Source organism: Enterobacter sp. RHBSTW-00994, from assembly GCF_013782625.1.
Classification (GTDB): domain Bacteria; phylum Pseudomonadota; class Gammaproteobacteria; order Enterobacterales; family Enterobacteriaceae; genus Enterobacter.
In genome coordinates, this window is the sequence record NZ_CP056199.1 from 4,160,802 (window position 1) to 4,172,671 (window position 11,870).

Sequence of the window (11,870 nt, forward strand, 5' to 3'; positions counted from 1 at the left end):
TTACGCCACCTCTTTTTTGCGCTTCGGGAACGGTGTGACGTGCTTTCCCCCTTTATGACCCGGCTGGAAACGGCTGTATTTCAGCGCGCGCTGATGCCGTGCCAGCGCCTGTCGCAGGCGTCCATCAAGTACCAGAACCCCCAACAAAACCAGCCCGGCGATAAAGTCATTCCACCAGGCCGGAAGCCGGAACAGCACCAGGACGGTATCGATTTGCGTGAGAAAGAATGCCCCGAGAAAAGCGCCAATTAATGTGCCCGTCCCGCCCAACAACGAAATGCCGCCCAACACGCAGGCAGCAATGGCTTTCATCTCCAGCCCGCTCCCCGTCTGGTTCGGCACAAAGCCAATCTGCGAGGCAAAGACAATCCCGGCGCAGGCTGCCAGAACACCGTTCAGGGTGAAGGCAATCATGCGGGTACGGTTCACTGCCACGCCCAGCTGACGCGCAGCGGCGAGGTTATCGCCCACGGCATAAAAGTCACGGCCAAACACGGTGCGCGACAAGATCCACGCCCCCACCGCAGATAAAATCAGGACACCTGTGCCAATCGGTGAGATCCCCATGAAAAGCGGTTCCGAGAGAGATTTGAGGCTCGACGGTAAACCTTCAATCCACTTACCTCCCGTCCAGAGCAGCATGCCGCCGCGATACAACCCCAGCGTACCCAGCGTGGCAACGATGGCCGGGATCCGCAGCCCCACCACCAGTAAACCGTTAAATGCTCCCGCCAGTGCGCCAATCGCCAGGGCAAAAAGCATTGCAACCGGCAGGCTGTAGCCGCTGTTCAGGGCGACCCCGACGGCAATCGCGCACAGGCCAACGGTAGAGCCTACCGACACGTCGATATTGCGGGTTAACATCACCAGCGCTGCTCCGATCGCCAGCAGGATCAGGATCTGACTGCTGGCGAAAATCATCCCCAGCGTCTGAAAACTCAGATAAGCCGGGTTAAGGGCGACCAGTACCGCAAACAGCGCAATGATCGCCAGCAACGCGCTGAGTTCACGGTTTTTCAGTAACGTCTTCATGATTGCCCTCCGAACGCCAGCGCCATCATGCGGTCGAGGCTGACGGCATGGCGCGGCAACTCGCCGCTGAGTACGCCCTGATGCATCACCAGCACGCGGTCCGCCAGTCCGGGGAACTCGTCGAGATCGCTTGAGATCATCAGTACCGCCACGTTTTGTGCCGCCACGCTTTTGATCAACTGGTAGATATCCGCGCGAGCTGACACATCCACGCCGCGCGTGGGTTCATCGACAATCAGCAACAGTGGATTGGCCTCCAGGCAGCGCGCCAGCAATACCTTCTGCTGGTTGCCTCCCGAAAGCGTGCGTACAGTTTGATCAGGATGATTAAGCTTGATCCCCAGCGCCCGGTGATAACGCTCCACCACTGCGGCTTCGCGCTTACGCTGTTGCCATAGCGACGGCTCATTCAGGGCGACGGTGTTCCATCGAATCGGCGCATCCAGGAACAAGCCGGAAACCTGACGATCTTCGGGCAGATAAACCAGCCCTTTGTCCAGCCGCGAGAGAATGGAGTCTCCCGTAATATCCTGATTTTCCAGCCAGACGCGACCGCCGCGTACCGGACGCAGGCCATAGAGCGTTTCGGCAAACTCGGTGCGCCCGGAGCCCACCAGTCCGGCCAGGCCGACGATCTCACCGGCGTAGATCTCCAGGCTTAAATCAATAAACCCTTCTCCTGTGAGATCGTCCACGCGCAGCACCGGAAAATCCTGCGCCTGCGTGCGCCGGTTTCCCGGCAGCGCCAGCCACAGCTTTTGTGTATCACTCAACCCCTGCTCGCGACTGACTGGCGTCATGGCCGCGATCAGCGCATTGTCATCAAACCGCGCCGTTTCCCCGCTCAGGACCACCGCGCCGTCGCGCATTACCGAAACGTGGCTCGCCAGCTGGCGGATCTCCGGCAGCTTATGCGAGATGAACACGATGCCGACACCCAGATCCTGCAAGGCGCAGATCTGGCGAAACAGCCGTTCGGTTTCCCCTGGTGTCAACGACGCGGTGGGTTCATCCAGGATCAGGATCGTGGCGTTACGCATTAGCCCGCGCAGGATCTCCACCATCTGTTGATCCGCAACTTCCAGCGTACTGGCAGCAGCATCAAGGTTGATCTGGCACTGCAACTGCTGAAGTTTGTCAGCCAGCTTCTGTTCAAGACCCGGTTCACGCGGCAGGCGAAAGAGGATGTTTTCGCGTACGGTCAGGTTGGGAAACAGCATCGGCTCCTGCGGGACAAGGTAAATGCCCAGCTTATGCGCCTGCCCAGGATTGAGCCGCGCAAATGCCTGCCCTGCGACGGAAAGTTCACCGCTATCCGGCGTCTCGACCCCGGCAATAATTTTCATCAGCGTTGATTTTCCGGCCCCGTTCCCGCCCATCAGCGCATGCACCTGGCCCGCCAGCAGTGTGAAATCAATGCCTTTCAATACCGGCACGCCGGAAAACTGCTTGCAGATATCGCGCGCTTCGATCAGTGGTGTCATCATCGCTCCGCCATTGAACAAATGATTTTTAGATTTAATAATGTTCAAAAGCGTAGACGGTGAACTATATTTACAACCGTGCAGGGATCACAGTTTTATCGATTAAGATCCAGATAAACCGGAAACAATCTAAAAGATCTGTTTTGCCGCGTGGCTCACATTTTCCGCCCGCGCCATCACGAACATATGATCTAAATTTTTATAAGAGTTCAAACATGAGCGATAAACGCATTGCGGAAGAAAGCCGGTTTGCCGGGCTGGCACTGGCAGAAGAAGAACTGGTGGCTCGCGTCGCCTGGTGCTACTACCACGACGGGTTGACGCAGAACGACATTGGCGAGCGCCTGGGTCTGCCGCGTCTGAAGATTTCGCGTTTACTGGAAAAAGGGCGTCAGTCTGGCGTCATCCGCGTGCAGATCAACTCCCGTTACGAGGGTTGCCTGGCGCTGGAAACAGAGTTGCAGCAGCACTTTGGGCTGAAACTGGTGCGCGTAATGCCAGCCCTGAATACCCCACCAATGAACGTGCGGCTAGGCATTGGTGCAGCACAGTCATTAATGGGTGTACTGGAACCTGGACAGTTACTGGCAGTGGGATTTGGCGAAACGACCATGAGCTGCCTTCAGCATTTAAGCGGGTTTATTAGCTCACAACAGGTTCGCCTGGTGACGCTCTCCGGTGGCGTGGGGCCGTATATGACCGGTATCGGCCAACTTGATGCCGCCTGTAGCGTCAGCATGATCCCCGCCCCGCTTCGTGTGTCATCCGCCGAAGTCGCGGGGATCTTACGACGAGAAACCAGCGTTCGGGATGTGATCCTCGCGGCTACCGCCGCCGATGTTGCCGTGGTGGGGATTGGCGCAGTGAATCAACGCCGTGATGCCACCATTTTGCGATCCGGCTATATCACTGAAGGTGAACAGCTGATGTATGCCCGCAAAGGCGCAGTGGGCGACATCCTTGGCTACTTCCTCAATGCCGAAGGAGAACGGGTCGACGAGCTTGCGATCCACCGTGAATTACTGGGGGTCACGCTGGACGAACTGGCACAGCTACCCACTATCGTTGGCGTCGCCGGTGGAGAAGAAAAAGCCGATGCGATTTATGCCGCACTGAAAGGTCGCCGTATCAATGGCCTGGTGACGGAAGAGACGACAGCCCGCGCGGTGCTGGCTCTGGCGAAGTAAGAGCTTGCCCTGCGCCTGACACGAGGCATGCCATGAGTTACCTTTTAGCGTTAGATGCAGGGACCGGAAGCGTTCGCGCTGTGATTTTTGATCTGCACGGCAACCAGATAGCCGTCGGCCAGGCAGAGTGGATACACCTGAGTGTGGAAAACGTGCCGGGCTCAATGGAGTTCGACCTTGAGACGAACTGGCGGCTCGCCTGCCAGTGCATTCATCAGGCGCTGGAACGCGCCCATCTGAACGCCGCTGATATTCAGTCCATTGCCTGTTGTTCAATGCGGGAAGGCATCGTCCTGTATGATCGTAACGGTGATGCCATCTGGGCCTGCGCCAACGTTGACGCCCGCGCCAGCCGCGAAGTGGCAGAGCTGAAAGAGATCCACGACTACCGTTTCGAATCCGAAGTGTATGACGTTTCCGGCCAGACGCTGGCGCTGAGTGCCATGCCGCGCCTGCTGTGGCTGGCACACCATCGCCCGGATATTTACCGTAAAGCGGCGACCATCACCATGATCAGCGACTGGCTGGCGGCAAAACTTTCCGGCGAGCTGGCGGTTGACCCCTCTAACGCCGGAACCACCGGCATGCTGGATCTCTTCACCCGCGACTGGCGTCCGGCACTGCTGGACATGGCCGGGCTACGGGCCGATATCCTCTCCCCGGTAAAAGAGACGGGAACATTACTGGGGGCGGTTACGCCTGCAGCAGCACAGCAAAGTGGTCTGCGGGAAGGTACACCTGTCGTGATGGGCGGCGGAGATGTGCAGCTTGGTTGTCTGGGCCTGGGCGTGGTGCGTCCCGGACAAACGGCCGTACTGGGCGGCACGTTCTGGCAGCAGGTGGTGAATCTGCCACAGGTACGTACCGATCCGGAAATGAACATTCGCGTCAATCCACACGTTATTCCCGGCATGGCGCAAGCTGAGTCGATCAGCTTCTTCACCGGGCTGACGATGCGCTGGTTCCGGGACGCCTTTTGTGCAGAAGAAAAACTGATCGCCGGGCGGATGGGGATGGATACTTACTCCCTGCTCGAAGAGATGGCGAGCCGCGTCCCTGCGGGTTCGCACGGCGTGATGCCGATTTTCTCTGATGCGATGCACTTTAAGCAGTGGTATCACGCTGCCCCCTCGTTTATTAACCTCTCCATCGACCCGGAAAAATGCAACAAAGCGACCCTTTTCCGTGCGTTGGAAGAGAACGCAGCAATTGTCTCCGCCTGCAACCTGGCGCAGATTTCCCGCTTCTCCGGTGTCGCGTTTGAAAGCCTGGTGTTTGCGGGCGGAGGGGCTAAAGGCGCGCTATGGAGCCAGATATTAAGCGATGTCACCGGGCTACCGGTGCGTGTGCCTGAAGTGAAGGAAGCCACTGCGCTGGGTTGTGCCATCGCAGCGGGAACCGGGGCTGGACTGTTCAGCGATATGGCCAGTACAGGCGAGCACCTGGTGAAATGGAGCCGGGAGTTTATGCCAAACCCGCAACACCGCGAGCTGTACGACGGCATGATGCAGAAATGGCAGGCGGTTTACGCTGACCAGCTTGGGCTGGTCGACAGCGGGCTAACCACGTCAATGTGGCAGGCCCCGGGGCTGGTGCGTTCCCCCTCACCCCATAGAGCCGAGGGGGAAAATCAGACCAAACCCGCCCTTTAAGAACACACCAGACTGTCCCCTTTCCCCTACAGGGAGAGGGGTTGAGTGAGGAACGCCTTTCTTTGAATCCCATCACAATCATTTGATCCCGCTTTTACCTTTCTTCTGCCGCTGGCTAAATTAATAACTCATCCGACCACATAACAATAATTTTACACTGGAAGAGATTATGAGCCGCTATCCGTCGTTATTCGCCCCGCTTGATCTGGGGTTTACCACCCTCAAAAACCGCGTACTGATGGGGTCCATGCATACCGGTCTTGAAGAGCATCCGGATGGGGCTGAACGTCTGGCCGCCTTTTATGCCGAACGCGCCCGCCACGGTGTCGCACTGATTGTGACCGGCGGCGTCGCCCCTGCCTCATCCGGTGTTGGTATGGAAGGCGGTGCGGTGTTGAGTGACGCCAGCCAGCTAGCGCACCATCGCATTGTGACCGACGCGGTGCACAAGGAAGGCGGTAAAATTGCCCTGCAAATCCTGCATACCGGCCGTTATAGCTATCAGCCAAATCTGGTTGCACCTTCCGCTATCCAGGCGCCGATTAACCGCTTTAAACCACACGCTCTCAGCCATGAGGAGATCCTGACGCTGATTGACGACTTCGCCCGTTGTGCTGCGCTGGCGCGTGAGGCTGGCTATGACGGCGTTGAAGTGATGGGCTCAGAAGGTTATCTGATTAACGAGTTTCTGGCGGCGCGTACAAACCAGCGTGATGACCCGTGGGGCGGAGACTACACACGTCGTATGCGTTTTGCCGTGGAAGTCGTGCGCGCCGTTCGTGAACGTGTCGGAACCGATTTTATTATTGTGTATCGCCTGTCGATGCTCGATCTGGTGGAAGGGGGCGGGACATTCGAAGAGACCCTCCAGTTGGCCCTGGCTATTGAAGCCGCAGGCGCGACCATCATCAATACCGGGATCGGCTGGCATGAAGCGCGTATTCCGACCATCGCAACCCCCGTGCCGCGTGCCGCATTCAGTTGGGTGACACGCAAGCTGAAAGGTAAAGTGTCGATCCCGCTGGTCACTACCAACCGTATTAACGACCCTCAGGTGGCCGATGACCTGCTGGCAAAAGGCGATGCTGATATGGTGTCGATGGCACGCCCGTTCCTCGCTGATGCCGAGCTGCTTTCAAAAGCGCAAAGCGGCCGTGCCGATGAGATCAATACCTGCATCGGTTGTAATCAGGCCTGCCTCGATCAGATCTTCGTTGGAAAAGTCACCTCCTGCCTGGTCAACCCTCGTGCCTGCCACGAAACCAAAATGCCGGTTGTGCCAACGGTGCAGAAAAAGCATCTGGCCGTTGTCGGTGCAGGCCCGGCAGGGCTGGCGTTTGCGGTGAATGCCGCCTCACGCGGGCACAGTGTGACCTTATTTGATGCAGCAGCCGAGATCGGCGGGCAGTTTAATATTGCCAAACAGATCCCCGGCAAAGAGGAGTTCTATGAAACTCTGCGCTACTACCGCCGGATGATCGACCTGACGGGTGTGGATCTGCGTCTGAATCAGTTTGTGAGCGCAGGCGATCTTGCGGCGTTTGACGAGGTGATCCTGGCCTGTGGGATCGCCCCACGCACGCCGGAGATCGACGGCATTACCCATCCGAAGGTACTGAGCTATCTCGACGTGCTGCGCGACAAAGCTCCGGTCGGTGAAAAGGTGGCAATTATCGGCTGCGGCGGGATCGGCTTTGATACGGCGATGTATTTGAGCCAGCCGGGGGAAGCCACCAGTCAGAATATCGCCGAGTTTTGTGTGGAATGGGGGATCGATACCAGCCTGAACCAATCCGGTGGGTTGCGCCCGGAAGGTCCGCATCTGTCAAAAAGCCCGCGCCAGATCGTCATGCTTCAGCGCAAGGCCAGCAAACCGGGTGACGGTCTTGGAAAAACAACGGGCTGGATCCACCGCACCACCCTGCTCTCGCGCGGCGTGAAAATGATCCCGTCGGTAAGCTATCAGAAGATCGACGACGACGGTCTGCACGTGTTGATCGGCGGTGAAGCGCAGCGACTCCACGTGGATCATGTGATTTTGTGCGCCGGACAGGAACCACGTCGTGAACTGGCCGAGCCACTGCGTGAAGCGGGTAAAACGGTGCATTTGATCGGCGGATGTGATGTGGCGATGGAGCTGGATGCCCGCCGCGCAATTGCGCAGGGGACTCACTTGGCCCTGGCGATTTAACGGCATTGCCAGATAATCAGGACAAAAGCAAAACGGCAACCAGGTTGCCGTTTTTAGTGTTTGTGCCCTCTTCCCATGAGAGGATTGGAATGAGGGCATCACGCCTCTGTAGGTTAGCGGCGGCGGCCCAGCTTAACGGCTTTCAGCACCACGAATTTATTGTTGGTCGCAATCGTGGTGCAGTTACCGAAGATCTTCTTCAGCTTGTGGAAGTAATCCAGATGACGGTTCGCCACAATGTACAGCTCGCCGTTAATTTTCAGGCAACGACGCGCATGGTGGAACATCTCCCAGGCGACGTTATCCGTCAGCGCATGCTTCTGGTGGAACGGCGGGTTACACAGCACCGCGTTGAAGCGGAACGGCTCCACGCCAGAAAGTGCGTTGTTAATCATAAACTCGCAGCGGTCCAGCGCCTCTGGCATGTTGGTTTCCACGTTAAGACGGCTGGAAGCCACGGCCATTGGCGATTCATCGCTAAAGACGACGCTGGCTTCTGGATTCTTCGCTAACAGGGTCAGGCCAATAACACCGTTACCACAGCCCAGATCGACGATCTCACCTTCCAGATTTTCCGGCAGATGCTCGATAAAGAAGCGAGCACCAATATCCAGACCGGTACGGGAGAAGACGTTCGCGTGGTTGTGGATCGTCCAGTCTGTGCCATCCAGTTTCCAGCACAGCGTTTCAGGCGCGTCGGCCAGTTCTGGCGCACTGAACGTACAGTTGATCAGACGCGCTTTTTTCCACGCCAGTGTGGTCGTTGTCGGACCGAGCACTTTCTCGAACAATTCCAGCGTGGAGTTATGGATATCACGCGCCTTTGCGCCCGCGATAATACGGGTTTGCGGAGTGACGACTTTACGCAGTGCGCGCAATTGCTGTTCCAGCAATGCCATGGTTTTAGGCACTTTAATCAGCACCACGCCCGGCGCCTGTGGGTATTCCGCCGTGCTGTCGAGGAACTTAACGCTGGCTTCCTCGATGTCGTTGTGGCGCAGGTTTTCACGCGTCGCCAGCTCGCTTAAATAGGAATCACCGATGCTGTAAGGCGTGTGTTCAGCCAGGGCACAGCCCAGCGCGCCAAACGCGTCATTCAGGATCAGAACCGGGCCGCTGATTTCGGTCTCATCCAACTGTTGCAGCAGATATTCATCCGCCGCTTCCCACGCCATAAGCGGGTTCACGTCGTCCGTTTCCGGGAAACGTTTAAGGTTGAGTGAACGGAAACCGTTGTCTAAGTGGCTCATCGGCCCTCCTGAGTGGTAAAATTTCGGCGTTATCCCTGAAAAGGGTGCGTGAGTATATACTCTTTATTGTCGATTTGGGGCTTTGATGAACCAACTAACTTATCTCCAGGGCTACCCGGAGAGCTTACTTTCCCAGGTTCACACGTTAATTTCCGAGCAAAGGCTGGGTGACGTGCTGGAAAAACGCTACCCCGACTCACACGGCATTACGACCGATAAAGCTCTCTGGCAGTATACGCAGGATATGAAAAACCGGTATCTGAAGAGCGCATCCCCCATTAATAAAGTGATGTATGACAACAAGATCCACGTATTGAAGAACGCGCTTGGTCTGCACACGGCCATCTCCCGTGTGCAGGGTGGTAAGCTGAAAGCTAAAGCCGAGATCCGCGTGGCAACCGTATTTCGCAATGCGCCGGAAGCATTCTTGCGCATGATTGTGGTACACGAGCTGGCGCATCTTAAAGAAAAAGAGCATGACAAAGCGTTTTATTCCCTGTGCTGCCACATGGAGCCGCAGTATCACCAGCTGGAGTTCGATACCCGTTTGTGGCTTACGCATTTATCGTTAAAGGCTCTCCCCTAAAGTATTCAGGTTGCCGTAAGGCGGCGACGAAGTGAATCCCCAGGAGATTACATCAGCAAGTGGTTGGGGTGAGCGAGGAAAGCCAACGCAGCGGCAGCCTGAATAATGACGGGGATGCGCAATAGCGCACTCGTTTTGTCATGATGACGTGCTACAGTGGCTAAAGGTTCCCAGCTACGGAGTACGTAAACGTTTATGATACGTTTCGCAGTCATTGGTACGAACTGGATCACGCGCCAGTTCGTCGACGCCGCCCACGAAACCGGCAAATATAAGCTCACCGCAGTCTATTCCCGCAGCCTTGAGCAGGCGCAGACCTTCGCGAATGACTACCTGGTCGAACATCTGTTCACCTCGCTCGACGCGATGGCGCAAAGTGATGCCATTGACGCGGTTTATATCGCCAGCCCAAATTCTCTGCACTTCCCGCAAACAAAGCTGTTCCTCAGCCATAAAAAACATGTGATTTGCGAGAAACCGCTGGCGTCGAATATTCAGGAAGTGGAAGCCGCTATCGCTCTTGCCCGTGAAAATCAGGTGGTGCTGTTCGAAGCCTTCAAAACCGCCTGCCTGCCAAACTTCCTGCTGTTGCAGCAGTCGTTACCGAAACTGGGCAAAGTGCGTAAAGCCTTTATCAACTACTGCCAGTATTCATCGCGTTACCAGCGTTATCTGGATGGCGAAAACCCGAATACCTTTAACCCGGCTTTCTCTAACGGCTCGATTATGGATATCGGTTTTTACTGCCTGGCCTCCGCCGTTGCGCTGTGGGGCGAGCCACACAGCGTCACCGCCACGGCCAGCCTGCTGGAAAGCGGCGTGGATGCACACGGTTTAGTGGTGCTGGATTACGGTGATTTCAGCGTAACGCTGCAACACTCAAAAGTCAGTGATTCCGTGCTGCCAAGCGAAATCCAGGGCGAAGCAGGATCGCTGGTGATCGAGAAAATTTCCGAGTGCCAGAAACTGAGCTTTGTGCCACGTGGCGGTAAAGCGCAGGAGCTAACGCAGCCTCAACATATTAACACTATGCTCTATGAGGCAGAGGTCTTTGCGCGTCTGGTAGAAGACAAAGAAGTGAACCACCCAGGTCTTGCGGTAAGCCGCACCACAGCGAAGCTGCAAACGGAGATCCGCCGCCAGACGGGCGTGGTGTTCCCGGCAGACGGCGTGGGTGCAGAAGTTATCGCGTAAAGCTATGTAATGAAATTGTACAAACCATTGACGAAACCGATGGTCTGACATATTTTGTTACCCGCAAAGGGGAGTAACTTCCTTGCCGGTGGATCGTCATTACGATGCGTGCAATACCGCATCCGGTCGCCGGGCAACCAAAAAGGGATACATTGTGTATTCTTTTTTCGTTGTAAGTGAGACCTTGCCGGAAGGCGAGGTCTATGCATAAAAAGCTAACGGCTATCGTCTTCTGACCATAGCCGTTTTTGTTTTTTTATGTGGAAGGAAAATAGTATGCATTCTGTCGGCACTCCCATGTTGTGGGGCGGATTCGCGGTTGTCGTGCTCATCATGCTGGCAATCGACCTCTTTTTACAGGGGCGTCGCGGTGAGCATGGCATGACAATGAAACAGGCTGCGGTCTGGTCGTTGGTATGGGTCACGCTCTCCCTGCTGTTCTGCGCTGCCTTTTGGTGGTATCTGGCCTCAACTGAGGGCCGCACTGTCGCGGACCCACAGGCGCTGGCATTCCTTACCGGTTACCTGATCGAGAAAGCGCTGGCTGTCGATAACGTCTTCGTCTGGCTGATGCTGTTCAGTTACTTCGCTGTACCGGCTTCGCTGCAACGCCGCGTGCTGGTCTACGGCGTACTGGGCGCGATCATCCTGCGTACCATCATGATCTTTGCGGGAAGCTGGCTGATTACCCAGTTCGAATGGCTGTTGTATGTCTTCGGCGCGTTCTTGCTGTTCACCGGTATTAAGATGGCGCTGGCGAAAGAAGATGACGCAGGCATTGGCGATAAGCCGCTGGTGAAGTGGATCCGTGGTCATCTGCGTATGACCGACAAGATCGAAAACGAGCACTTCTTCGTGCGTAAGAACGGCCTGCTGTTCGCCACGCCGCTGCTGCTGGTGCTGATTCTGGTCGAACTGAGTGATGTCATTTTCGCTGTAGACAGCATCCCGGCGATCTTCGCGGTGACCACTGACCCGTTTATCGTACTGACCTCAAACCTGTTCGCTATTCTCGGCTTGCGTGCGATGTATTTCCTGCTGGCAGGCGCGGCTGAGCGCTTCTCAATGCTGAAATACGGTCTGTCGGTCATTCTGGTATTTATCGGTATCAAGATGCTGATTGTCGATTTCTATCACATCCCAATCGCGATTTCGCTGGGTGTGGTATTTGGCATTCTGATCGTTACGCTAATTATCAACACCTGGGTTAACCGCCAGCACGATAAAAAACAGCAGGTTTAGTCAGTCTGGGGGCAACCTGGCAGGCTTACCCCGGCCCTCTCCCCATGGGAGA

9 protein-coding genes are annotated in these 11,870 nt (G+C 56.2%); 6 read left to right on the forward strand and 3 right to left on the reverse strand.

All coding sequences use genetic code 11. The features are described from left to right. Window positions 1–1,032, reverse strand: a complete 1,032-nt coding sequence (lsrC, locus tag HV346_RS19815) for an autoinducer 2 ABC transporter permease LsrC (protein WP_181620873.1) — start codon at window positions 1,030–1,032, stop codon at window positions 1–3. Then, window positions 1,029–2,516, reverse strand: coding sequence for an autoinducer 2 ABC transporter ATP-binding protein LsrA (lsrA, locus tag HV346_RS19820; protein ID WP_181623840.1), 1,488 nt, complete (start codon window positions 2,514–2,516; stop codon window positions 1,029–1,031). The genes lsrC and lsrA overlap by 4 nt, the downstream gene beginning before the upstream one ends. Before the next feature lie 215 nt (window positions 2,517–2,731). On the opposite strand from lsrA, the gene lsrR reads away from it, so the two are divergent. The 3 genes from lsrR (at window position 2,732) to HV346_RS19835 (ending at window position 7,546) form a co-directional block, all read left to right on the forward strand. Next, window positions 2,732–3,703, forward strand: coding sequence for a transcriptional regulator LsrR (gene lsrR, locus HV346_RS19825; RefSeq protein ID WP_181620874.1), 972 nt, complete (start codon window positions 2,732–2,734; stop codon window positions 3,701–3,703). Between the two features lie 32 nt (window positions 3,704–3,735). Further along, window positions 3,736–5,355 carry an autoinducer-2 kinase gene (gene lsrK, locus HV346_RS19830; RefSeq protein ID WP_181620875.1) on the forward strand — a complete coding sequence of 540 codons (1,620 nt, stop codon included), beginning with the start codon at window positions 3,736–3,738 and terminating at the stop codon, window positions 5,353–5,355. Window positions 5,356–5,524: 169 nt separating this feature from the next. After that, entirely contained in the window at window positions 5,525–7,546 is a 2,022-nt protein-coding gene (locus HV346_RS19835) for an NADPH-dependent 2,4-dienoyl-CoA reductase (RefSeq protein WP_181620876.1), read from the forward strand. A 113-nt stretch (window positions 7,547–7,659) separates the two neighbouring features. On the opposite strand, the gene rlmG is transcribed toward HV346_RS19835, so the two are convergent. Then, entirely contained in the window at window positions 7,660–8,796 is a 1,137-nt protein-coding gene (gene rlmG / locus HV346_RS19840) for a 23S rRNA (guanine(1835)-N(2))-methyltransferase RlmG (protein ID WP_181620877.1), read from the reverse strand. A gap of 85 nt (window positions 8,797–8,881) precedes the next feature. Between rlmG and HV346_RS19845 the strand changes: the two genes are divergently transcribed. The 3 genes from HV346_RS19845 to HV346_RS19855 all read left to right on the forward strand — a co-directional run bounded on the left by HV346_RS19845 (window position 8,882) and on the right by HV346_RS19855 (window position 11,818). Beyond that, entirely contained in the window at window positions 8,882–9,382 is a 501-nt protein-coding gene (locus HV346_RS19845; RefSeq protein WP_181620878.1) for a M48 family metallopeptidase, read from the forward strand. Between the two features lie 195 nt (window positions 9,383–9,577). After that, window positions 9,578–10,576, forward strand: a complete 999-nt coding sequence (locus HV346_RS19850; RefSeq protein WP_181620879.1) for a Gfo/Idh/MocA family oxidoreductase — start codon at window positions 9,578–9,580, stop codon at window positions 10,574–10,576. A gap of 276 nt (window positions 10,577–10,852) precedes the next feature. Next, entirely contained in the window at window positions 10,853–11,818 is a 966-nt protein-coding gene (locus HV346_RS19855) for a TerC family protein (protein WP_181620880.1), read from the forward strand. Window positions 11,819–11,870: the final 52 nt, after the last annotated feature.